At 37.0% G+C, this 22968-nt stretch carries 26 protein-coding genes; 19 read left to right on the forward strand and 7 right to left on the reverse strand.

The window, feature by feature from the left end:
- Positions 1–145 precede the first annotated feature (145 nt).
- Positions 146–445 (reverse strand): hypothetical protein, encoded by a 300-nt coding sequence (locus tag CEF19_RS21690; protein WP_100407976.1) that lies wholly within the window; start codon positions 443–445, stop codon positions 146–148.
- Positions 446–589: 144 nt separating this feature from the next.
- Here CEF19_RS21690 and CEF19_RS21695 point away from each other — a divergent pair, with 144 nt between their 5' ends.
- From CEF19_RS21695 to CEF19_RS21740, 10 genes are all read left to right on the forward strand, one after another.
- Positions 590–982, forward strand: coding sequence for a hypothetical protein (locus tag CEF19_RS21695; RefSeq protein ID WP_100407977.1), 393 nt, complete (start codon positions 590–592; stop codon positions 980–982).
- Between the two features lie 149 nt (positions 983–1131).
- A complete protein-coding gene (locus CEF19_RS21700; protein ID WP_100407978.1) occupies positions 1132–1323 on the forward strand; it encodes a hypothetical protein in 192 nt (63 codons plus the stop codon).
- Between the two features lie 100 nt (positions 1324–1423).
- A complete protein-coding gene (locus CEF19_RS21705; protein WP_100407979.1) occupies positions 1424–1687 on the forward strand; it encodes a hypothetical protein in 264 nt (87 codons plus the stop codon).
- Positions 1688–1865: 178 nt separating this feature from the next.
- Positions 1866–2069: a hypothetical protein gene (locus CEF19_RS21710; protein ID WP_100407980.1), complete on the forward strand. Its 204-nt coding sequence runs from the start codon at positions 1866–1868 to the stop codon at positions 2067–2069.
- Positions 2070–2083: 14 nt separating this feature from the next.
- Positions 2084–2377 (forward strand): spore coat protein, encoded by a 294-nt coding sequence (locus tag CEF19_RS21715; RefSeq protein WP_100407981.1) that lies wholly within the window; start codon positions 2084–2086, stop codon positions 2375–2377.
- Between the two features lie 207 nt (positions 2378–2584).
- Positions 2585–3238, forward strand: coding sequence for a peptidylprolyl isomerase (locus CEF19_RS21720; RefSeq protein WP_227522057.1), 654 nt, complete (start codon positions 2585–2587; stop codon positions 3236–3238).
- 158 nt (positions 3239–3396) lie between these two features.
- Positions 3397–4638 carry an MFS transporter gene (locus CEF19_RS21725; RefSeq protein WP_227522058.1) on the forward strand — a complete coding sequence of 414 codons (1242 nt, stop codon included), beginning with the start codon at positions 3397–3399 and terminating at the stop codon, positions 4636–4638.
- Between the two features lie 129 nt (positions 4639–4767).
- A complete protein-coding gene (locus tag CEF19_RS21730) occupies positions 4768–5199 on the forward strand; it encodes a DUF4362 domain-containing protein (protein WP_100407982.1) in 432 nt (143 codons plus the stop codon).
- 270 nt (positions 5200–5469) lie between these two features.
- Positions 5470–6744 carry an IS110 family RNA-guided transposase gene (locus tag CEF19_RS21735; RefSeq protein ID WP_100405507.1) on the forward strand — a complete coding sequence of 425 codons (1275 nt, stop codon included), beginning with the start codon at positions 5470–5472 and terminating at the stop codon, positions 6742–6744.
- Between the two features lie 427 nt (positions 6745–7171).
- Positions 7172–9244 carry a peptidoglycan D,D-transpeptidase FtsI family protein gene (locus CEF19_RS21740; protein WP_100407983.1) on the forward strand — a complete coding sequence of 691 codons (2073 nt, stop codon included), beginning with the start codon at positions 7172–7174 and terminating at the stop codon, positions 9242–9244.
- A 342-nt stretch (positions 9245–9586) separates the two neighbouring features.
- Here CEF19_RS21740 and CEF19_RS21750 read toward each other — a convergent pair whose 3' ends face one another.
- Positions 9587–9961: a YidH family protein gene (locus CEF19_RS21750; RefSeq protein WP_100407984.1), complete on the reverse strand. Its 375-nt coding sequence runs from the start codon at positions 9959–9961 to the stop codon at positions 9587–9589.
- 117 nt (positions 9962–10078) lie between these two features.
- Positions 10079–10402, reverse strand: coding sequence for a 2Fe-2S iron-sulfur cluster-binding protein (locus CEF19_RS21755; RefSeq protein WP_100407985.1), 324 nt, complete (start codon positions 10400–10402; stop codon positions 10079–10081).
- 189 nt (positions 10403–10591) lie between these two features.
- Here CEF19_RS21755 and CEF19_RS21760 point away from each other — a divergent pair, with 189 nt between their 5' ends.
- From CEF19_RS21760 to CEF19_RS21795, 8 genes are all read left to right on the forward strand, one after another.
- Positions 10592–11311, forward strand: a complete 720-nt coding sequence (locus CEF19_RS21760) for a 3-ketoacyl-ACP reductase (RefSeq protein ID WP_100407986.1) — start codon at positions 10592–10594, stop codon at positions 11309–11311.
- 156 nt (positions 11312–11467) lie between these two features.
- The gene (locus CEF19_RS21765) at positions 11468–11794 is read left to right on the forward strand and encodes an antibiotic biosynthesis monooxygenase family protein (protein WP_100407987.1); all 327 of its coding nucleotides are present in this window, start codon (positions 11468–11470) and stop codon (positions 11792–11794) included.
- Positions 11795–12385: 591 nt separating this feature from the next.
- Positions 12386–13714, forward strand: a complete 1329-nt coding sequence (locus CEF19_RS21770) for an ABC transporter substrate-binding protein (RefSeq protein WP_227522059.1) — start codon at positions 12386–12388, stop codon at positions 13712–13714.
- Between the two features lie 70 nt (positions 13715–13784).
- A complete protein-coding gene (locus CEF19_RS21775) occupies positions 13785–14657 on the forward strand; it encodes a carbohydrate ABC transporter permease (RefSeq protein ID WP_100407988.1) in 873 nt (290 codons plus the stop codon).
- A complete protein-coding gene (locus CEF19_RS21780; RefSeq protein ID WP_100407989.1) occupies positions 14647–15531 on the forward strand; it encodes a carbohydrate ABC transporter permease in 885 nt (294 codons plus the stop codon). Before CEF19_RS21775 ends, CEF19_RS21780 begins: the two co-directional genes overlap by 11 nt.
- A gap of 120 nt (positions 15532–15651) precedes the next feature.
- Positions 15652–16938, forward strand: coding sequence for a glycoside hydrolase family 27 protein (locus tag CEF19_RS21785; RefSeq protein WP_100407990.1), 1287 nt, complete (start codon positions 15652–15654; stop codon positions 16936–16938).
- A 193-nt stretch (positions 16939–17131) separates the two neighbouring features.
- The gene (locus tag CEF19_RS21790; protein WP_157801055.1) at positions 17132–17410 is read left to right on the forward strand and encodes a hypothetical protein; all 279 of its coding nucleotides are present in this window, start codon (positions 17132–17134) and stop codon (positions 17408–17410) included.
- Between the two features lie 32 nt (positions 17411–17442).
- Positions 17443–17652 carry a hypothetical protein gene (locus CEF19_RS21795; protein ID WP_100407992.1) on the forward strand — a complete coding sequence of 70 codons (210 nt, stop codon included), beginning with the start codon at positions 17443–17445 and terminating at the stop codon, positions 17650–17652.
- A gap of 135 nt (positions 17653–17787) precedes the next feature.
- Here the strand turns inward: CEF19_RS21795 and egtD are convergent, their stop codons facing one another.
- From egtD to CEF19_RS21810, 4 genes are all read right to left on the reverse strand, one after another.
- Positions 17788–18756 (reverse strand): L-histidine N(alpha)-methyltransferase, encoded by a 969-nt coding sequence (gene egtD, locus CEF19_RS21800; protein ID WP_100407993.1) that lies wholly within the window; start codon positions 18754–18756, stop codon positions 17788–17790.
- Complete coding sequence (gene egtB, locus CEF19_RS21805) at positions 18753–19985, reverse strand: ergothioneine biosynthesis protein EgtB (protein ID WP_227522060.1); 1233 nt, start codon at positions 19983–19985, stop codon at positions 18753–18755. The genes egtD and egtB overlap by 4 nt, the downstream gene beginning before the upstream one ends.
- Before the next feature lie 293 nt (positions 19986–20278).
- The gene (locus tag CEF19_RS23390) at positions 20279–20437 is read right to left on the reverse strand and encodes a hypothetical protein (RefSeq protein WP_157801056.1); all 159 of its coding nucleotides are present in this window, start codon (positions 20435–20437) and stop codon (positions 20279–20281) included.
- 146 nt (positions 20438–20583) lie between these two features.
- Positions 20584–20802 (reverse strand): hypothetical protein, encoded by a 219-nt coding sequence (locus CEF19_RS21810; protein WP_100407995.1) that lies wholly within the window; start codon positions 20800–20802, stop codon positions 20584–20586.
- A 330-nt stretch (positions 20803–21132) separates the two neighbouring features.
- Here CEF19_RS21810 and CEF19_RS21815 point away from each other — a divergent pair, with 330 nt between their 5' ends.
- Complete coding sequence (locus CEF19_RS21815) at positions 21133–22947, forward strand: assimilatory sulfite reductase (NADPH) flavoprotein subunit (RefSeq protein ID WP_100407996.1); 1815 nt, start codon at positions 21133–21135, stop codon at positions 22945–22947.
- Positions 22948–22968: the final 21 nt, after the last annotated feature.

The raw sequence follows: 22968 nt of genomic DNA on the forward strand, positions 1-22968 counted from the left end.
GGCACTGAAAAAGGGGGCTTTTCCTTTTTCAGTGCCCTCTTAGTAATGCGCGGAGCCGTTGCTTTGTTTTAATGCTTGCTATAAGTGGGGTTCTCCTAGCAGGTGCGCAACGTGTGGAGCCATTGCTAAGCTGGGCTTGTTAGCATTATTTTTTCCGTTGATTAATTTCCTCAGTAACGACTATCGCTAAATCATCGTTTCCAAACAACGATAATACACCAAGCAATGTTTGGTCAGGAATGTCTTCAGACTCTTCTTTAGATACTGTTAACTCTAGGGTTTGTTCAAGGATTGGATTAGAGACTTGGTTTGGGTAAGCTCGAGAATATAAGTCCCTTGGATTCAATTGGTGGTTAATACACCATTGCGCAAAAACAAGAATCATCATATTTTCTTCTTGTTTGTAATTTTGGATAACTTGTTCTTCTATTTCTTTTTGATTCATCATGAATTCTCCTTATGTACGTATTGTTAAAAGAATAACATAATGCAACCATATGGGTCATCTGCGGATTTATAAGCCAATCAACAAACCGTTCTCAAAAGAAAACATATACATATAGTAATTCCTTGAATTGAGGTGTTCAGCTTGAAAATCATCCCAGTACCGAAGCTTTATGCCCCTCCGATAATTAAGCAAACCATTGTTCGTCACAAAAAAAGTCACTGTCAACCACCAACAAAAACTAAACCGCAATCGAAAGCTATTGATTGTGCCGATTGTCCAAAAGTATGTGTCAAGCTTGAATCTTATATAAAAAAAACATCTGAAAATTATCGCATCATCTTTGAAATTGAAAGGCAAAACGAATTATATAGCCCTCGCTATATTGTGGAAACAAACCCTCCACATCAACAAACACCAAAAATAAAAGTAAATGTAAAAACTTGCAAAGTGACCTTTTTTGCCAACCCTGCATGTGACAATAAAGAAGTGCCATGTGATGATATCAAAATTATAAGTATATCTAGAGTAGGATAATTCCTACTTTTTTTATGGTCAGAACCTCATTCAAAAAATTTGCCAGAATGAAGTCGAAACATGTAAAATAGAGCTATCTTTATAATATCAATAAGATAGCGAATGCTAGCACTTTGATAGATTCCTATTATAACAGGGGGGACAACTAGATGGAACCAAATTCACGCATTCAATTAAATGTTCGAGTAAGCAAGAAAACGTCTGACCAATTAGACGAGATTGTCGAGTATTATCAAGAAAACACTAAATATGGAAGGGTATATAAAGGAGATGTTTTAACAGATATAATTGAAAAATCATATCAAGTGATGGAAAAGAAAAAATCTTTAGGGCATCGATAAACCGCCTAATCCTAAAAAGATAGTTGAATGCCCGTTTCGAACTCAGAGTATTTCTCATAGGCTAAAAGTGTAATGAATTAGAGTCTAGGAGGAGAATGTAATGTACACATATGATCAGTTTACACCGGTGCCAGATACTCGTTTTGGTTATGGTGCAATATCCCCTTTAAGCGCAGGTCTACTTGGAGCAGGAATAGGCTTTTTAGGTGGTAGCTTATTAACAGGCCCAGGCTACGGGTATGGTTATCCGGTATATGGTGGATACGGCGGGTATGGATATGGTTACCCAAGACCTAGACCTAGTTTTGGCTATCCTGGCATAGGTTTAGGATATGGAGGGTATGGCTTTCCACATCCTTTTTAATTAAAGCGTGTCTTGTCACCTAAAAGGGGTTTTTCCTTGGTGGCAGGACATCGTAATACATATAAAAGCTGCATTGTAATACTTTGATACGGATATTATTTAGCGCCTCACTTCTAGGATAAATAGTAAAAAAATAGTCATACTATTTGTAATATGTTTCATTTTGGAGGTGACTACAATGACGCAATTAACAACAAAAGAATTAGCTTTCTTTGAAGATGAGATTAGAGCTGAGGAAATAACCGCAAAAACCATGAACTGGTGTGCTTCTCAATGTGATGATACAAACTTAAAAAGAACTTTAGAGCAGCTGGCTGAGCAACATCAATTAAAAATTGCCGACCTATCACAATATTTTAACCGTTCAAGAAAACTTCAATAATAGGAGGGATAACGATGCCAAATAATATCGAAGGCAGAGGATTAACGGACCGCGAAATGCTTCAACTCTGTTTAGAGTTAGAAAAGGGACGAATCCGCAGCATAAGTCATTCATTGTTAGAAACAAGTCATCAAGAGCTGAACACCATTTACCAGGATTGTTTTGAAACAGCAAACAATAACCATACCACGCTTTATCAAATCATGAGTGAAAAGGGATGGTATAAAACAGAAACAGCAAGTATTGAACAAATAAATAAAGTTCAGGAATACATGCAAAATAATCTTCATCCCGATCACCAATTTTAATGTGGCGCTTGTATTACATAAAAAAACAGGAATGAAAAAATCCTGTTTTTTTTTTAGTTTACATTTCTAAGAATCACTAATAAAACCATCTCTCCTTTCCTTGTTGAATTATTCATATAATAAATAATCGTCCAGCTTATTTTTTGACATCCGCCTCAAATGAAAGTAAATTCAAAGAAGATGTTTTCAACATAGAGGAGGAGCACAATGTGTAAACAAATGATTAAACTACTTTTATTTGTAGCCTTATTTTTAGTAACCGGCTGCGGAACACAATCAGATCAAGGGCAAGGTGACCAACCCGAAGACCAAGAGAATGATGCGGTAGAGTACCCCGTTCCAAAAGAAAATCCAATTGTTACAATTACGATGGAGAATAACGAACAAATTATTCTTGAGTTGTATCCGGAGATTGCTCCGAATACAGTTGCGAACTTCATTTCACTAATTGAGGATGAATTCTATAATGGGCTAACATTTCATCGAGTCATTCCAGGTTTCATGATTCAAGGCGGGGATCCTTCGGGTACTGGAACAGGTGGTCCTGGATATTCAATAAAAGGTGAATTTAACTCAAATGGTTTTGAAAATTCATTAACACACGAACGCGGTGTCATTTCAATGGCTCGTTCTATGGAACTTGATTCTGCAGGATCTCAGTTCTTTATTATGGTTGAAGATTCTCCGCATCTTGATGGCGAGTATGCTGCATTCGGACAAGTCATCGAAGGAATTGAAGTAACAGATACTATTGTTGGTACTAAACGTGGGGCTCAAGATAAACCTATTGAGGATCAGATTATGAAAACTGTCACGGTCGATACAAAAGGTTATGATTATCCGGAACCTATGACTCAATAATCTAAACTTAAGGTAGGCAAGGCCACTGAAAAAAGGTGAAAATGACCGTTTTCAGCGGCCTTTTGTATATCTTAATGAATAACAATATTGTATAATTCAACCATAGTAATAATAGATATTAAGAAAGTTAAAAAGACTAATAAGGCGAGGGAGCAAACTTGTTCAGACAAATAACAGGAAATGCCAGAGCTTGTATGATAGTAGAGCCTATGTTCATTATTCCGTACAGCTTATTTATGACCTATGCTTCGGTGTATATGCTGATGCTTGGGTTAAACGAGCTAGAAATCGGACTTATTACAAGTCTTGGGCTAGTAGCACAAATCTTCGCTTCGTTCATCAGCGGTTTTTTTACTGATCGACTTGGAAGAAAGAAAGCGTTACTTATTTTTGATGTACTAAGCTGGTCAGTAGCAACATTACTATGGGCCGTTTCACAAAATTTTTGGTTCTTTTTAATTGCTGCTATGATCAACTCGTTTCACAAAATACCCCATATCGCCTGGATGTGTCTTGTTGTTGAGGATACTGAACCGAAAAAACGATCCCTTGTGTTTACCGTTTTACAATTCATCTCGGTTGTAGGAGGATTGTTTGCGCCAATTGCCGGAATATTGGTAAGCCAATTATCTTTAGTCCCCGCGATGCGTATTATGTATCTTATTGCTTTCATCAGCATGACTCTCATGTTTATCATTCGTCACTTAACAACAACTGAAAGTGAAATCGGTATTCGAAAACAACAAGAAACGAAACAATTGGATATTAAAAAATCATTAAAGCTCTACGTCCAAACAGTTAAAGATATTTTTCATAATAAACCATTACTAATTATCTTTTGTGTATATATCCTTTTTCAGTTCCAACTTATTATGCAAAACACTTATCTCTCTATATACCTTGTAGATGTTTTATCGTTTCGAGATTCAATGATCGCTATTTTCCCTGCTGTTTCATCTGGATGTATGCTTGTTTTGCTCGTATTTGTGGTTCCGAAATTTCGGGAAGAATTACAAAATCGCTATATGGTCATTGGATTTACTCTTTCGATCTTTGCATTAGTCTTATTAGTAACGTCAGCACAAGGAAAGTTATTTCCAATAATCATTAGTACGATTTTACTTGCTGCTGGTTTATTGCTTTCTAATCCTTATTTAGAAACAGCTGTTGCGAATGCGATTGAAGATGAGAATAGAGCGAACATTTCTTCCATTTTACAAGTATTAGTCCTTCTTTTTATATCGCCTGCAGGAATTATCGGAGGGCTAACCTATAAACTTGACCCCAAAATACCATTTGTTTTAATGATGGCCGCATTAATGATAAATATCATCTTAATCGTTATTATGACTAGAAAAACGAGGGTAACTCATATAACGAAACAACAAATTGAAGGTTAAAACTTAAAAGGACTGTCCCAAATAATTAAGGGGTTGTGAATAAGGTTAAAACCACCCTTATGACACAATCCCTTTTCCCATTACATACTACAAATTTCGAGAACGATTTATAAGGAGGACAGCAAAAGAATGCTAACAAAACTTTTAGGATTATGTATCTTCGTTATGCTAAGCGCAGTGTTAACAGCATGTTCTAGTGAGCGAACAAGGGCAATTGATAATGGGGATGTCGTTCATGTGAATGGTTCAGTTTATAATTTTTCAATATTTGAAACATTTATAGATAATCTTCACAATAAACAAGAGAGCTATATACGTATTCTCACCTATACAGACGAAGGAGAGCCACTTCATTATAATCTAGAATACAAAGAATCAAACTTAATGCTAGAAATAGATTATTCAAAAGATAAATTAAGAGGAAGTGTGCCAGATAAGCTATTATGCAAAGATTTGCTTATAAAAAAGGAATTACAGTCAAAAACATACTCTCTCCTTAACTGTGATTCTCCTTCTTCTGATTCATTTGAATTATTTCGCGTATATGAAATGATTGATTAAGCAAAAAAGTGCCTTCCAGAGAACCGATTCTTCTGTTATACAGGCTAATCTTTACTTGAAATCGAGTAAAGATTAGCCTGTTTTTTTTAGATGTTAAGCCATTATTCGGGTTCAATGATACTTTACTCTTGATTTGTCCATACTATCTTACAAACCTTATCTAGCATTCCTGTAGTGCGTTAATTTCGACTTTGAAAAAAATAGAGCCCCTCAGTAAGATAAGAGTATAGACACCACTCTATTACTCAAATTCTAAGGAGGAACTCTTATATGAAGTTTAAAATGCAAGAAAAACAAAATCAACTAATAGAAAGAATTTCCGATAAACATCTCGTTGTTGGTGTGGATATTGCCCAACAAACACATGTCGCCCGAGCTGTGAATTATCGTGGTATTGTGGTTGGTGATCCTTTACCTTTTGAAAATGACGATGATGGTTTTGCAAGGTTACTAGATTGGATAAAACAGCTTAAAAACACCAAAGGTCTTGATACAGAAATCGTTGGTATGGAACCTACAGGGCATTATTGGTTAAACTTATCAGGATGGCTTTACGAACAAAATATTGATGTTGTGACAGTTAATCCCCACCTTGTTAAAAAGAATAAAGAAAATAGAGATAATACTCAGTCCAAAAGTGATAAAAAAGACGCTCTAGTTATTGCTGATATGGTGAAGAATGGATACTATTCCTTTATTCGTCCAACTGGAGAGGCTTTCGAAAAACTGAGAGTACTGATGTCTAATCGAGATACAGTAGTAAAACGATTTGTCAGTGCTGCGAACCAAATCAATCGTTGGGTTGATATTATTTTTCCTGAATTTAGACAAGTTTTTAAAGACGTGAAAGGCAAAGGAGCACTCGCTACTCTCCGTTTATTCCCTACACCGAAAGAATTACGTTCGATGGAAGCCATCGATATCGTTAATGAGTGGAGAACCGTGATGAAGCGTCAACCTGGTATAAAAAAAGCTCAAGCCCTCATTCAACTAGCCAAGAATTCTGTTGGTAATGATAAAGCACACGATGCATATAAATTACACCTAAAACAATTACTTGAGGAATTTGATCTCGCCACAACCCAACTCGAAATAATAGAAAAAGAAGTATCTGAAGCGCTTGAAAGCATTACTTTCACCGATAAATTACTTGGTATTAAAGGCTTAACAGAAATAACGTTAGGTGGAATTTTAGCTGAAACTGGTGATTTAAGTCACTTCGCACATGGTAATTCGCTATTACGACATGCGGGTTTACATCTAGTCGAAGCCAGCTCTGGTAAATGGAAAGGGCAAATTGTCCTTTCTAAGCGAGGAAGGTCTCGTCTAAGGCGATTCTTATACCTAGGAACAATGTGTCTTGTGATGAACAATCCAGAGTTCAAAGAAATTCATGCCTACAATGTCAAAGTAAAAAAGATGAAAAAAATGAAATCTATCATGAAACTGGTTGGTAAGTTTGCAAGAATGATAGTAGGAATTGCCCGACGTAATGAACCCTATTGTGCAGAAAAAGTACACCCTTTGACACCTTTAGCAGCATAAGTTAATTGCCTTATAACTGAACATATGAAACAGTAAAAGTTACTTTATTGAATGTTGGCTTATTCGTAGGATCTCAAAGAAAGCACGGAGTACTGGAATACTTAAACAAAAGGGCACAGACCCATTCCTTTAGCAAAACCGGCCTCCACCCCTTGGATAGGCATGACGAAGGAATGAAAGGGCAAAAGACCCGTTGAGACATGGGAGGGAAAGCCTCCAGGGGCGGCGTGGAGAATGCGTGCAGTATATGGTAATAAATGGAGCATAGATTGACTCCTCTATTCCCGCATGCCTTCATGTAGCCTTTATTATCAATACTTATTCCACTTTTCCGTCATTGTTCTTACAAGTGGTTTGAAATCCTGCGAATAAGCGAGTATTTGAGAGAATTATGAATCTAACTGAGGGAGTTTAAGAAGGAGAGAGTATGAATACAAAGAAGCAACTTTCGGTACGGCTTAATGTGTTATTTTTTAGTTTGTTTTTATTGTTTTCAGTATTGATTCTACGTTTAGGGTTTATTCAAATCGTACAGGGTGAAGAATTTGCTAACGAATTAGCAACTCTTACAAATACTACATCTAAAACGGAAGCACCAAGGGGACTAATGATCGATCGAAATGGTTATGTTGTTGTTGATAATCAACTAGAACTATCACTTACATATACAAACCCTTCGCGACAAACAAAGCCAGAATTCATGCTCCAAATTGCGAAGGATCTTGAACCAATGCTTGAAGTTGAGACGTCACGCATATCTGAATTAAATAAAAAAGAGTATCTTCTTTTACAAATGGAAAAAGAGCAGCGATACAAACTTGTTAGTAGAGTGGAGCGTAGCAAACTTTCATCTGCATCAAAAGAATATCGTTTGGAAATTGAACGGATACCAGAGGAATTAGTGAATAAATTAACAGAACGTGATTATAAGGTAATCGCGCTTTACCGCGAAATGAGGCGTGGCTATGCAAATATACCTCAACGTATCAAGCAGCAATTGACGGAAAAAGAAGCTCATATTATTAGCGAAAACTTAGATCACTTACCAGGAATTGATATCCTGCGGGATTCGAAAAGAACTTATTTGTATGGTGACTCATTTAGAAGTTTTTTTGGGACGACAAATGCAATTCCTAGCGAGAGAATTAACTATTATTTATCACACGGCTACGACAGGTCTGATTTAGTAGGGACGAGCTTCCTTGAAGCTTACTATGAAGATGTTCTTCGTGGACAAAAGGCTGTTGTAGAAAAGGTTACGAAGAGAAAAGGGGCGCAGGAGACTAAATATGAAACAAACGAAAAATTAGGCAAACGAGGTAATGATTTAGTTCTTACTCTTGATATGGAGTTACAGCAGCAGTTAGAGGAAATCCTTGCTAATGAAATGAGAAGAGCAGGGAAAAAATCATTTATTCTTGATCGGTCAGCTTATGCTGTGTTAATGGACCCACGTACAGGAGATTTGCTAGCAATGGCTGGTTTTTCGGATCCTGCAAATCAAAAACGGACGAGTTACGCCGACCATATAGGGATTGTAACGAAATCATTTGAAATGGGGTCATCGATTAAAGCCGCATCAGTGTTAACGGGTTTTCAAGCAGGAATCATTCGCCCTGGTGATACATTTTTGGACGCCCCAATCAAATTGCCCGCTACCCAAGAAAAAAAGTCTTGGACAGCGGGCTTAGGCGTCGTTAATGATATTCGTGCCCTTGAACAATCATCGAATGTTTTTATGTTTCAAATCGGAATGAGAATGGCAAAGTGTTATTACCGTGGGGAGAACCAACGCTGCGGCTGGAACCATGAATCGATTCAACAAGCTTACGACGATGTACGACATAATTTTAGTCAGTTTGGCTTAGGTTCTAAAACAGGAATTGATTTACCTTCCTACTCCTCAGGTTTGACAGGAGGACGTGAGATTGGTGGAAATTTAATGGATTTAATGATAGGACAATATGATACTTACACAACTCTTCAATTAACACAATACATCGCTACAATTGCGAATAATGGTTATCGAATGCAACCACGCATTGTTCGTGAAATTCGTGAACCTGTTATAAATAGTGACGATCCAATTGTTACCCTTCAAAGATTTGAACCGAAAATTTTAAACCGTATCGATATGAGTGATTATCAAATTAAGCGCGTGCAAGAGGGGCTTCGTGGTGTAATGACTAGAGGAACAGCACGCAAACGTTTTTCAAACGTAACCTATCAACCTGCTGGTAAAACAGGAACAGCCCAGGTTCAGGTACCTGTAGGAGAAGGAGCCAATCGGCGATACGTTGAAGGCAATACCCAAACGCTCGTAGGTTATGCACCTTATGTTAATCCTGAGGTAGCCTTTGCAGTCGTTGTCCCTAATGTAAAAATTCGGAAACAGGGTGGACGTCAAGGCATTGCTCAAGACATTGCACATGAAGCGTTAAGCTCTTACTTTAAGTTAAAAAAAGGTCGGCATGGTCCAAAATTGATAATCGATTCTTAACAGAAACTCGATGACGGTTCGCCATATTGAAGAATTAAAACATCATATTCATTAGGAGGAAATCAATGAATTATTAGAAAAATATCAGGAATGGCACCACTAACCGATCAGGTGATTGCAACCGACGTTACTTAGAAGAGGCTATCCGTTTATATGAGCAAATTTCAGAATACATGATTAAGAATGGTTATGATCATCCCTATGATACAGCGAAGCAACTTCAAGTTGATATCCAAACGGCCGAGACCGCATTAAACCTTGCCCAGGACTAATTAGAAAAAGGGAGAATACGATAAGGACAAAATCCGACCTTATCGTAAATCTCCCTTTTTCACTTTCACCCTAATTCAATAAAAATAAAAAATAAACACCAAAGAAAATAACTAATAACGTAAGAAGAATTGATAAGAGTAAAACAAATAATTTTGATTGTTTATATGTCCCGTTATTAATAGCTGTTCCTTTAGCAAAGTAGATGGATGTGGAGAAAATAATAGTTGCAATTCCCAAACAGACTGAAGCAAAGCCGATTCCCTTAGCAAATACTACACTTATCTCTCGAGTTAATGAGGGAGTAGTAAAGTGGTAATTGGATACTAAAAATCCAATACCAATAAATGCTAGTGCAGTTCTTATCCACGCTAAGTAAGTACGCTCATTTGCTAAGTGTTGTTGAATATACTTGGAATCAATAGTTTTCGGTTTTTGACTATCCATACTTACTATCTTTCCAATTCTTAAAGGTAATATGTAAAAAATTAGATTGGATGCAGTCAAATTTTTTATAAAAAAAGGTATCTCAATGGATACATTCACATTGAGATACCCAGATAATTAGTCTTGAGGTCGGGGGCCGGGTTCCATTCCTGAAGTAGTTGCTGTCTTGAGAGGCTTTACTGAAAGGTCTGAGTTTACGCGAACTTGACAAGAAAGGCGAATATTTGAACCTGTAATTCCTTTCGAGCTAAGAATCGCAGCTTCGGCGTCACCAATTGGTCCAAGTTCACCATCAAGGACCTCTACCTGACAGGTTGTACATCGGGCATTACCTCCGCAACGGTGAAGGATATCAACCCCATTATCTTCTAATGCAAGAACCAGCTTCTTTCCTTCTTCTACTTCGTATGAACCATTTCCATCCACATTAATCTTGTACATTCAGACTCCTCCTTTAAAATTTAGCTTATTGTTACAAGTAAAATTTAACATATTGGAGAAGGAAAGTATAATAAGACCAATTCATGAAAAAGAAATGAGGCAATCTCTTTGACATAAAAATATTCATTCTGTATGATTAGAATTCTTCATAATAAATATCCAACATTTGGATAGTGAGAGAGGTATAATATGGGACAATCTCTAAAAGGTAAAACAGCACTTATCACAGGAGCTGGAAAAGGTATTGGCAAAGCGACTGCAATTTCCCTCGCGAAAGAAGGGGTAAACGTCGGATTATTGGCACGAACTGAAGAAGACTTAAAAAAGGTTGCCGTCGAAATTGAACAATATGGAGTAAACGTTGCCTATGCAACGGTTGATGTCTCCTCTCTAGAACAAGTCGAAAAAGCAGTTAACCACGTAACTACTCAACTTGGTGCCTTTGATATAGTAATTAACAATGCGGGCGTTGCAAAATTTGGAGGCTTTCTAGAACTCACACCAGAAGAGTGGAAAAATATAATTGATATTAACCTCATGGGTGTTTATTATGTGACTAGAACGGTTCTTCCGCAATTAATTAACAAAAATGGAGGAGATATTATCAATATTTCTTCTACAGCTGGTCAGAAGGGGGCACCTGTTACAAGTGCGTATAGTGCCTCGAAATTTGGTCTACTTGGTTTAACCGAATCTTTAGCTTTAGAAGTTCGCAAACATAACATCCGTGTCACGGCCCTCACTCCGAGTACTGTCGCAACTGAACTTGCTTTGAAAGAGAATTTAACGGACGGCAACCCAGAAAAGGTCATGCAGCCTGAAGATTTAGCTGAATTTATTGTGGCGCAACTAAAGCTTCACCCACGTGTGTTCCTTAAATCTGCAGGGTTATGGTCGACAAATCCATAAAATAGATAAAGCCATTTGAGAATTTCTTCTCAGATGGTTTTTTCTATTATTATGTATGAATAAAAAAAACAAATCACCCTCCTTGATATTGAAAATCATTATCAAATACATTTATAATAGATTAGTAGAAAAAAATGATTGAATTGGAGGAATGTCATGTTTGTACAGATGAGAAAAATAACCGTTACAGAAGGAAATGCGGAACAAGTTGTGAAAAGGTTTAGTGGGGAAGGTGTAGTTGAAAAACAAGAGGGATTCATTGATTCAACTACAATGGTTAAGAAGGTGCGTCGTGGTGACGAAGAAGTAGTCATCTTAATTCGCTGGGAATCAGAAGAATGTTGGAAGAAGTGGGAAAAGAGCGAAGCCCATATTGCAGGTCACAAAGCAAACATAGGTAAGCCAAAACCAGACTATTTTATCAGCTCTGAGGGGGGCTTATTTGACGTAAAAACAGTAAAAACAGCATCCGAAAATCCGTAAATTAGCTTCATCTTAAAGAAGGTGACAAGAGATCGAAAGTGATGAAAAAGAAGTGTGTCAAGAGAAAACCCCGTGACACGTTTATATCCTGGGGTTATCTCTTAAAAGGCATTTAAAAGATATAGCAAGGGGCTCAATGGGTTCCGTTCGCTAATCACTTAGGGTGTATGCATAAGGTCAAAACCCGACCTATGACTTACACCTTTTTGTATTTCTCGCTGTGTTTGAAAGGAATTACGCTCAAGTAATTTAAACAAGTGAGTATTTTAAACCTTTTTTTAAATTAACTGTCAGAATTTTAAAAACATAAGATTTTAACAGTTGTTACAATAACATTACAGTAACACGAAGAACAACCTCTTACGAAGGAAGGATAGAGGTTAAAAGAACGAAATGTAAGCGCTTAGATTTGCGTTGCAAAAACATCTTTAAAGCTTAAAAAGTTACGATTCTATTTTTGCTTTTCTTTGTACCTAGTATTTAACTACGAACACTTTAAAAAATTATTTGAAAGGAGGGATAATGCCAGTTTTCTTCATGCTCTTCTAGCTAGCGGATATTTAATATTAATTGAAATTGGGGGCGGTCAGATTGAAAAATAACGTTTCAATATTAATACTTTTGTTGTCGTTTGCTGTTTTCTTACTTAGTGCGTGTAGCAGTGATAGTACAGGTAGTTCTAATACAGAATCAAATAATGGTAATAGTGGGGAAGAAAATGTAAAAATCACTTTTCAGGCTTGGGGTAATCCCGCTGAACTCGATGTTTATCAAAGAGCGGTGGATGGTTTTATGGATGAAAATCCGAATATTCAAGTTGAATTATTACCTGCACCTGGAGAACAATATGAACAAAAATTAATGACCTCTTTACAGGGAAGTAGTGGCCCTGATGTATTTTATGCATATGAACCAACAATGGCAAAAATGATTGAATCTGGAGTAGTAGAACCTTTAAATGATTTTTTTGAGTCTGATCAAAGTTATTCTAAATTAGAGGATTTCCCTGAAGGACTGTATGGCCCTGCTGAAAAGGATGGTATCTATTATGGGGTTGCACCTGATGTAAATCCAATGGTGATTTATTATAACAAAAAAGTATTTTCCGAAGCTGGAGTAAAGTCGCCACAGGAGTATTATGATGAAGGAAATTGGAATTGGGATAGTTTCGAGGAAGTCACAAATCAACTAGTGGAGGCGGGAAAAAAAGGATTTATATTAGAAAATTGGTGGGCTCATTGGTACAGTTGGATTTGGTCAAATGGCGGATTGATTTTTGATGAAGAAGGAAAACTAGTATTACATGAAAATGAAAAAGGTCAAGAAGGTATTAAATTCATGGAAAAGCTAGTCAGCGAAGGTAAAGCTGTATACGCAGGTTCTCTTCCACAAGGGCAAGGTGTAGATGCAATGTTTATGTCTAATCAGGTCGGTATGATATCCGGAGGTCGATGGTTTACACCTCAATTTGATCAAAATGCTAATTTAGAATATGACTATATCTATATGCCAAGTAACACAGACAAAACTCAAAACCCTGTAGGTTTACCTGTTGCCTACATGGCTGTTAATCAATCTAGTAAAAATAAGGACGCTGCGATGAAATTCATCTCATATTATGTTGGACAGCAAGGTCAGGAGGCGAGAACAGGCGAAGGTGGTAGTGCAATGCCCTCTCACCCAGCAGCGGATGAAGCGACCTTAGCAACAACTGATTCATCGAAGCATTTGCAGTACTTCTTTGATGCTCGGGATAATGGTTTTACTCATGGGTCAAATTTAGCTTTTGATGCTCAGTATCCTGGACTTAGTGCTGATTTAGCTGAAGAAATGGATTTAATGTTTTTAGGAAAGCAAGATGCTGAAACAACAATTACTAAAGTTATAGACATTATTAAAAAATACGAGGCTGCTCAGTAAAATTAAATAATCTACCAGGAAGAGAAAGTACTCTCTTCCTGGTGTTTTATTCCAAGAGAGGTGAGTTGATATGACCAATAGAAAAAGGAATTTATGGGGCTTTATCTTTATAAGCCCTCAGTTAATAGGGTTATTGGCTTTTTCTTTAATTCCGTTAATTTATGCTCTGTGGTTAAGCTTCACAGATTGGAACGGTTTTGGAGAGTCAAATTTCATTGGGTTTACTAATTATACTGAGCAATTTCTCAATCCTGATTTTTGGAAGGCTCTGGTCAATACTGTGTATTATATGATATTAGTTGTACCAATTGGTATTGCAATAGCACTTGTTCTTGCAGTTGCGCTTAATAAAGTTAAGGGAAAAGAAGTTTATAGGGTTTTCTTTTTCATGCCAGTTGTAACAAGTTCGGTATCTGTAGGGATTATATTTATGTGGATTTTAAATGGTGATTTTGGAATTCTCAATCAACTTCTTTCTAATATAGGCGTGGCAGGTCCTCATTGGTTAACAGATACCAATTGGGTCATTCCATCCATTGCACTTCTAAGTATTTGGTGGGGACTCGGGTATAACATGGTTATCTTTCTTGCTGGTCTACAAGGCATACCAAAAAGTTATTATGAAGCAGCTGAAATGGATGGGGCTAGTTTTGTACAGAAGTTTCGGCATATCACACTACCTTTACTAACACCTACGACTTTCTTTGTAACAATCATGACAATTATATCTTCGTTTCAGGTGTTTGACCAAGCTTTCGTCATGACAAATGGGGGTCCTGCAAAAGCGAGTTATACCATGGTTTTTCATATTTATCATCAAGCTTTCGTTGATTTCACAATGGGGAAAAGTGCAGCTGCTGCTATGATTCTATTTTTAGTAATTTTGACGTTTACACTTATTCAATTTAAGCTACAAGATAGGTGGGTACACTATGGACAATAAGATAGAATTAAACAATGTTCCTACTCTGAATAGAATAACGAAAAAAAGCAAAGAGATACGAATTGCTAAAGTGTTCTTACATTTAGTGCTTGTCCTTGGCTCATTTGTGATGATATTCCCGTTTATCTGGACAATACTAAGCTCATTAAAAGATATGTCTCAAATTTTTGTTATCCCCCCAAAATGGATACCCGATCCTATTGTGTGGAGAAATTATGCAGCTTCGCTGAAGGCTATGCCTTTTGCTAATGCTTACTTTAATAGTTTTTATATTACAATAATTATTGTTATTGCTACACTTTTTACGGCTTCGATGGCTGCATATGCATTTGCTAGAATAAAATTTAAAGGGTCAAATGCACTGTTTATCTTGTTTCTAGCTACAATGATGATACCTAAACAAGTAACAATGATTCCACTCTACTTAGTAATGGATTGGTTAGGCTGGTTGGATACTCATCTAACATTAATTGTTCCTGGTGCATTATTTAATGCTTTTGCTGTATTCTTACTAAGGCAATTCGTAATGGGCGTACCAAAAGAGTTAGAAGAAGCTGCAGTGATGGACGGCGCTGGATACTTTAGGATTTATTGGAGTGTCATCTTACCACTTATTCGCCCAGCATTAGCAGCTATCGGTATATTTACATTTATGGGCGCTTGGAATAACTTTATTGACCCCTTAATTTACTTAAATTCTCCTAGTAATTTTACCGTACCATTGTTATTAAATCAGTTTAAAGGTTTATATACTGCTGATTGGTCATTGATGATGGCAGGCACGGTTATTTCAATTATTCCTGTGCTTATCGTCTATATAATTGCTCAGAAGCAAATCATTGAAGGTATTGCCATTACAGGTGTAAAAGGGTAATTAAAAATTTTGACTTCGGTTAATATGGAGTCTTTTGGATAGGATATTTATTCTCCATATTAATCGTTAGAAAGAAAATGACAACTTAGTAGAATTTCAGTCGACAATGGAGGGACTATCATGAATCATCACTTATTTGCGCCAACACCACCAATGGGGTGGAATAGTTGGGATTGTTATGGCGCGAGCGTCACAGAAGAGGAAGTAAAAGGTAATGCAGACTATATGGCAAAGTATTTAAAATCCTATGGATGGGACTATATTGTTGTTGATATCCAATGGTACGAACCAACAGCTAATTCATCTTGTTATCATTCTTTTGCTCCGTTAGAGATGGATGAATATTCACGTTTACGCCCGGCGATTAATCGTTTCCCTTCAGCTTCAAATGGAAGAGGTTTTAAACCACTGGGCGACTATATACATAGTCTAGGATTGAAATTTGGTATTCATATAATGAGAGGTATTCCAAGACAAGCTGTTCATAATAATAGTTCGATTTTAGGAAGTGATGTTAGGGCTAGAGATATTGCTCATCCAAATTCAATTTGTCCATGGAATACAGATATGTATGGTATTGATGCATCTAAAAAAGGAGCTCAAGAATACTATAATTCTCTTTTTCAATTATATGCTGAGTGGGGCGTTGATTATATAAAAGTAGATGATATTGCCGCCTCAAAGCTTTATGATACGCATCTTGATGAAATCAAAATGATTCGTCATGCAATTGATCAATGTGGGAGAGAGATGGTGTTAAGCTTGTCGCCGGGACCCGCAAAACTTGATTATGCTGAGGAGTTAATAGAAAACTCTAATATGTGGAGAATGACAGATGATTATTGGGATCACTGGGATCTACTATATGATATGTTTCAGCGTTGTGAAAAATGGGAGAAGTATGTAGGAATAGGATCGTGGCCCGACTGCGATATGTTGCCACTTGGACATATTGGTATACGTTCTGTAGATGGTCCGGGCGGAGATAGAAGGACCCGGTTTACCAAGGATGAACAGCAAACAATGATGACCTTATGGAGCATATTCCGTTCTCCGCTTATGTTCGGGGGCGAACTGCGTGACAATGATGAATGGACAACATCCTTGTTAACAAATGTAGAAATTCTAGATGTTCATAAAAATAGTCATAGTAATCGTTTGTTAACACGTAAAGACGATTTAGTCGTTTGGACAGCGAAGGCCAAAAACGATGAAACATTTGTTGCGCTTTTTAATTTAAGTGAAGACACAGCTACTATTAAAGTAGCCTTAGATAAGCTTGGTTTATTTCGGAATCAGCAAGTAAGAGATCTCTGGAGTAGAGAAGACATAGGGGTTACCGAAAAACATCTTGAGCATCAGCTTTCTCCACATTCTTCAATGCTAGTTAGACTCTCGAACACTTAGAAAGAAGAAAACACATATACAAAACCCCCCGTAATAAGAAAACAGGGGGTTTCTATAATTTCCCAATGAATCCAACAGTAATCGGACTTATTTGTTCTTTTCTTCATTCAAACAGGATAAGAGGAGAGATGGTGTATTTATTACCTGCTTCTTGAATATAGATAGTTTAGAAAGAAAAGAAAGGGTGAATGAATTGGCTATACTATCCCCACCATGGTACACGTTATGGAATGAATTAAAGTACTCGGTTGGTAAGGACAACCAAATCCGTATTTTACCACTTGATACGACAACTCATCCCTACGTAATAAAAATCGTTACTGCAAATGAAGAAAAAGGAAGAGCGTTGACAGCTCTATTAAATTCCTTACACCAGCTTGGAAATATTGCCGTTATAGTGAAAGTGGAAGATAGTAAAGGGTTAGCTTATAAAGCATCACCCCTTCATTCCATTAATGACATTTCCCTTTAATAAAAAAGGCATTTCAAGATAATGAATTTTTTGTGGATGTCATTGTTAAGCAGGTAGCTCCTTATCCGAATGCACCAACCGTTATCTATCCTGTGTTCAAGCAAGCGGTCATTCAGTTTTTCAACGATGATTTAACAGATGCATTTCAGAATTACAATAATGTTGCTTCTAATGTTTTTAGTCAGGTGATGGTTAAAGGACTCCTCGGGACGTCTCTTGATTGTTCTACTGACCAAAGCTAATGCTAGATATTAGCTACTTTTGCTTAAACAATCTACAATTCTTGTGCCTAAAAGGGGTTTGCCATAAGCTTAAACGGAGGCCACCGAAAAAGGCCCTTATAGCTTCGATAAACAAGGATAGTCGGTATTCTACGATTATCCTTTTAAAGGTTCAATATAAGTGACAGCAAAATAACTTTGTGGATCGATCCAAGCTTTACTAAAGTGAAGCCCTGCTTTCTTTAGGGTTAGCTGGAAATCCTCAAGATCAAATTTATATGAGTTTTCTGTGTGTATCGTTTCTTCAGCAGAAAATGAAAAGCTTTCTTCACCAATCAAAACATCTTGATTGATTTTACTAACAAGATGCATTTCAATTCTACTTTCCTCCTCGTTAAATAATGCACGATGCTCAAATTGCTCCACTTGAAAATTAGCTCCTAACTCCCGGTTGATACGATGTAAAAGGTTCTTATTGAATGAAGCAGTGACTCCTGCTGCATCATTATAAGCTGCTTCAAGGATTGTTGGTGATTTCTTTAAATCAATCCCAATCATTAAACCATCCCCTGGATTTAAATACGTTGCTAACTGTTGCAAAAAGTAATTTCTATCGCCCACCTCAAAATTGCCCAGCGTGGATCCAAGAAATAAAATAACCTTCTTTTTTCCTTGCTCACGACTTAAAAATGATAACGCTTGAGTATAATCAGCACGAATGGCTTGCACTTCCAATAGGGGATTGGTGTCCATTAATTTTTCAACCGTGTTTTCTAAAGCTTCTTCTGAAATATCTATAGGAATATAGCATTTACTCTGTTGTAAAGTTTCCAAGATAAGTTGAATTTTCTCCTCACTGCCACATCCTAACTCAATTAAAGATGCATCGTTTCCAATAAATGAAGAAATGTCAGAGTGATAGGTTGCTAGAATTTCTTTTTCGACACGTGTTAAATAATATTCAGGTAATGTAGTGATTTGGTTAAAGAGGCGGCTTCCTTTTACATCGTAAAAAAGCTTTGGATGTAACTGTTTTTGGTTTTGACTTAACCCCATTAAAACCTCTTCTTTAAAAGAAGAGAGTAGAGGGTTCAAATCAAGAATATCAATAGCTGTCTTGGTCATGTTAATACTCCTTCTTTGGCTAAGCGAATTCCACTAAACTGCCATCTTTTATTGGGGTGGAAAAAATTACGATAAGTTAACCTTACATGGTTGCGGGGGGTGGCTGCAGAGCCTCCACGTAATACCATCTGATTACTCATAAATTTTGCATTGTATTCTCCCAGTGCTCCGTCTGGTTTGGCGCTTTGTGGGTATGGTGTATAAGGACTTCGCGTCCATTCCCAGACAGTGCCAAACACATTTTTTACTGATTGATTTCCTTCATTAAATAGCAGATTCTCTAAAAATTTACCCTCAATCAATTCATCTGAAAAAGCATGTTCCCATTCTTGTTCGCTTGGAAGTCGATATCCTGCCCATCTTGCATAAGCATCTGCTTCATAGTAACTGACATGAGTAACAGGCTGATTTTTTTCAATTGGTTTTAAACCGGAAAGGGTAAAGTGGTACCACGAACCATCGATAAGTTGCCAATATAGAGGACCTTTCCATTTCTGTTCATTGACAATTGACCAGCCATCAGAAAGCCAATATTCTGGTGATTCATATCCATTATCCTTGATGAATTCGATGTATTCTCCGTTTGTCACAGGTCTGTCGGCAATCTCAAAAGGGTAAAGATACTGCTTATGAGCCGGTTGCTCATTGTCAAATGAAAAATCAGCCTCATTTGTTCCAATAGTTGCGATTCCCCCCTGAAAAGATAACCATTCAGGTGGTGAAATAGATGGATTTTCTACTGTCTGATTAATATCTTCTTTATAGACTGGGTGAAGAGGATTCATTGAAAAATTATATTTAATATCCATTATTAGCAACTCTTGATGTTGCTGTTCATGCTGGATACCTAGTTGAAGGAGAAAATAAAACTTTTCATCGAGCTCATCGTTTTGTGTGAGAAGAGCATGAATTTCCTCATCGACAGCACGCCTATACTCCAACACTTCTTGAACTGAAGGACGAGAAATAAGTCCACGCATTGATTTTGGGAAAGGGGTACTTAATGACTCGTAATATGAATTAAACAACTTACGTGCATCTTCTAAGTAAAAGTGATACTTGGGTTTATAATGTATTAATATAAAGTCTTCAAAAAACCAAGTGGTATGAGCTAAATGCCACTTGGGAGGACTCACATCTTGCATTGCCTGGATCATGAAGTCTTCTATCTCCAATGGTTCCACAATTTTCAACGTTAAATCTCGCGTCTGTTGATATTTTTCTAACAATAACTTCCTTTCTAGTAAGTGAACTCTAATATTAACCCCTCCTTTTTTAGTTCTATTACCTAAGCAACATCTCTTTAAACCATAAAAAGACCTCTAGAGTGACGAAACGGTGGTCTGCTCTTACGAGTTGTTTGGTAACTTTATTCATTAATTGATGCTCTTATGCTTAACTATTCATTCAGTCAAGATATTATGGTCTGGATTTATTTATACGCGTGGGGGGGAATAATAATTTGGAGTTTAGTATCAGGATTTACGTTGCTCACTACTATGCGGCACATAAATGCACCAGTTTAGCTTTTTTCTTTTGAATCGAGATACGCATCAAGCGATTCATCCAGTAACGTTTCACGGCGGGGATCTTCATTCACATCTGAATCTACTTCGAGTTCTTGGCTAATGCTGTATGCTTTGTTTAAATGATTTTTACGATGATTCGTTTTATGAGTCATATATTGATTCTCCTATAGTAGTTATTTTAGTTTAGTATCAACAATTCAGGCTGAAATATTCGCTTTGGTATCTTTTTAGGAGAGTGAAAAATAAAAAGATTGAGGGGATTATCCTCAATCTTCTGACATAGCTATACGGGATTCTATTACTTGTACTTATTTTCACTTGAAGACTCATTTTTTGTTTTATGTTTTTCTTTTTCCTCACGCCGCTCTATTTTTAAATCTTCCATTGGAATGGGGTCAACATTTTGTTGACTTTCAAACTGGTCAAATAGGCTTTCTTTTTCTGTTGGATATTGTTCTGGGTGGTCCATGTTTTTTTTCTCTCTTGGTTTCTTTTTAGCTTTATCTTCATTTACCATTAATATCACCTCTTATTGGTTGTTTACCTTTTATACATAGAAATAAAACATAGTGATTCAGCAAAATATAAGCTAGAGAAACTTTTTTACCCTAAATATCCAACTTGACAGTAGAGGGAACATTTCCAATCATCATTAAAATCGTTCAGGTAAATTCCCATCATAAGTTTTTTATATGATTGATATAAGTAAAAGCAATTTGACTCATATGAATAATGGAGATACGATTAAATAAATTAATATATAATTAGTAAGTGGTAAGTAAATTGAAACAATCAATGAAATAATAAGATGTCCTGAATGTAGGATTCCTTTGTGAGGTGGATTTTTTTGCAATTGCAGGTTATGAATAGTCCGTTTAATCAAGAACAGGTAGAACTCCTTAATCAACTTTTACCAAGTTTAACAGAATCACAAAAAGTATGGATCAGTGGTTATCTCGCTGCATCTCAAGCAACTATGGTAACTGAAACACCAGAATCGCAAAGTGCAGAACTTCCTGTTCAAAGCACTGAGCAATCGATTTCAAAAGAAGTAACCATTCTATACGGATCACAGACAGGTAACGCACAGGGGATTGCAGAAAAAACAGGTAAGACCCTAGGAGACCTTGGTTTTAAAGTAAATGTCTCATCTATGAATGATTTCAAACCAAATAATTTGAAAAAGTTGGAAAACCTACTTATCGTGGTGAGTACTCATGGAGAAGGCGATCCTCCTGATAATGCGTTATCATTCCATGAGTTTCTTCATGGCAAAAGAGCGCCAAAGCTTGATAATTTCAGGTTTTCTGTATTATCCCTTGGTGATAGTTCCTATGAATTTTTCTGTCAAACAGGAAAAGAATTTGACGAAAGACTAGAAGAACTTGGAGGTACACGACTTACTCCACGCGTTGACTGTGACCTTGATTTTGATGAGCAAGTATCTGAATGGGTGGAAGGCGTCATTGAATCGTTTAATGTAACACAAGCGAGTAGTGTTGCTCCTACTGTTACCGCATCGACGCAAGTAAATGGATCCGTGTATTCTAGAACGAACCCGTTTAAAGCAGAAGTGTTAGAGAATATAAATTTGAACGGTCGAGGGTCTAATAAAGAGACTCGTCATCTTGAGTTATCTTTAGAAGGATCTGGTCTCACCTTTGAACCCGGAGATAGTCTTGGTGTCTATCCTGAGAATGATCCGGATCTTGTAGAGTTGCTTCTTACGGAAATGAAATGGAATGCGGAAGAAAAGGTAACAATTAATAAAGAAGGAGACGTTCTCCCTTTAAAAGAAGCGCTTATAACTCACTTTGAAATAACGGTATTAACAAAACCACTTTTAGAGAAGCTCGGTACACTCTCAGCAAACGAAGAGTTGAAAGAGTTATTAGCTAATGGGGAAAAAGTTAAAGACTATATAAACGGGCGTGACTTGCTTGATTTGGTTCGTGATTATGGTCCTTGGAGTACTTCACCGCAAGAGTTTATCTCCAATCTCCGTAAACTCCCAGCTCGTTTGTATTCAATTGCGAGCAGTTTATCTGCCAATCCAGATGAAGTGCATCTTACAATCGGTGCAGTTAGGTATGAAACAAGTGGTCGCGAGCGCAATGGTGTTTGCTCCATTTTATGTGCTGAGCGACTAGAACCAGGTGATACTCTGCCTGTATATATTCAACATAACCAAAACTTTAAACTGCCACCTAACCCCGATACACCGATTATTATGGTCGGACCTGGGACGGGCATTGCGCCTTTCCGTTCTTTTATACAGGAGAGGGAAGAAACTGGGGCAGAAGGAAAATCATGGTTATTCTTTGGAGAACAACATTTTGTGACAGATTTCCTTTATCAAACTGAATGGCAAAAGGCGCTGAAAGATGGCGCGTTAACAAAAATGGATGTCGCATTTTCTCGTGATACGAATGAAAAAGTATATGTTCAAAACCGCATGCTTGAACAGAGCAATGAAGTATTCGAATGGCTTCAAGAAGGAGCAGTCGTTTACATTTGTGGCGATGAAAAGAATATGGCTCATGACGTTCATCACACTCTTCTTGAAATTATTGAAAAAGAAGGTGGCTTGAGTCGTGAAAAAGCAGAAGCGTATCTTGCCGATATGCAACAGCAGAAACGTTACCAGCGTGATGTTTACTGATTTTGGTCGAAGGGAGTTTTA

Origin of the sequence: Bacillus solitudinis (assembly GCF_002797395.1) — a bacterium.
Classification (GTDB): Bacteria; Bacillota; Bacilli; order Bacillales; family Bacillaceae_D; genus Halalkalibacter_A; species Halalkalibacter_A solitudinis.

Coding starts and splice junctions, on each gene's coding strand:
- CEF19_RS21755 (WP_100407985.1), bottom strand. CDS start 10,402: ATGTACAAGATTAATGTGGATGGAAATGGTTCATACGAAGTAGAAGAA.
- egtD (WP_100407993.1), bottom strand. CDS start 18,756: ATGACCAAGACAGCTATTGATATTCTTGATTTGAACCCTCTACTCTCT.
- CEF19_RS21715 (WP_100407981.1), top strand. CDS start 2,084: ATGCCAAATAATATCGAAGGCAGAGGATTAACGGACCGCGAAATGCTT.
- CEF19_RS21750 (WP_100407984.1), bottom strand. CDS start 9,961: ATGGATAGTCAAAAACCGAAAACTATTGATTCCAAGTATATTCAACAA.
- CEF19_RS21710 (WP_100407980.1), top strand. CDS start 1,866: ATGACGCAATTAACAACAAAAGAATTAGCTTTCTTTGAAGATGAGATT.
- CEF19_RS21765 (WP_100407987.1), top strand. CDS start 11,468: ATGTTTGTACAGATGAGAAAAATAACCGTTACAGAAGGAAATGCGGAA.
- CEF19_RS21740 (WP_100407983.1), top strand. CDS start 7,172: ATGAATACAAAGAAGCAACTTTCGGTACGGCTTAATGTGTTATTTTTT.
- CEF19_RS21690 (WP_100407976.1), bottom strand. CDS start 445: ATGAATCAAAAAGAAATAGAAGAACAAGTTATCCAAAATTACAAACAA.
- CEF19_RS21720 (WP_227522057.1), top strand. CDS start 2,585: ATGTGTAAACAAATGATTAAACTACTTTTATTTGTAGCCTTATTTTTA.
- CEF19_RS21775 (WP_100407988.1), top strand. CDS start 13,785: ATGACCAATAGAAAAAGGAATTTATGGGGCTTTATCTTTATAAGCCCT.
- CEF19_RS21780 (WP_100407989.1), top strand. CDS start 14,647: ATGGACAATAAGATAGAATTAAACAATGTTCCTACTCTGAATAGAATA.
- CEF19_RS21700 (WP_100407978.1), top strand. CDS start 1,132: ATGGAACCAAATTCACGCATTCAATTAAATGTTCGAGTAAGCAAGAAA.
- CEF19_RS21810 (WP_100407995.1), bottom strand. CDS start 20,802: ATGGTAAATGAAGATAAAGCTAAAAAGAAACCAAGAGAGAAAAAAAAC.
- CEF19_RS21760 (WP_100407986.1), top strand. CDS start 10,592: ATGGGACAATCTCTAAAAGGTAAAACAGCACTTATCACAGGAGCTGGA.
- CEF19_RS21785 (WP_100407990.1), top strand. CDS start 15,652: ATGAATCATCACTTATTTGCGCCAACACCACCAATGGGGTGGAATAGT.
- CEF19_RS21735 (WP_100405507.1), top strand. CDS start 5,470: ATGAAGTTTAAAATGCAAGAAAAACAAAATCAACTAATAGAAAGAATT.
- CEF19_RS21705 (WP_100407979.1), top strand. CDS start 1,424: ATGTACACATATGATCAGTTTACACCGGTGCCAGATACTCGTTTTGGT.
- CEF19_RS21730 (WP_100407982.1), top strand. CDS start 4,768: ATGCTAACAAAACTTTTAGGATTATGTATCTTCGTTATGCTAAGCGCA.
- CEF19_RS23390 (WP_157801056.1), bottom strand. CDS start 20,437: ATGACTCATAAAACGAATCATCGTAAAAATCATTTAAACAAAGCATAC.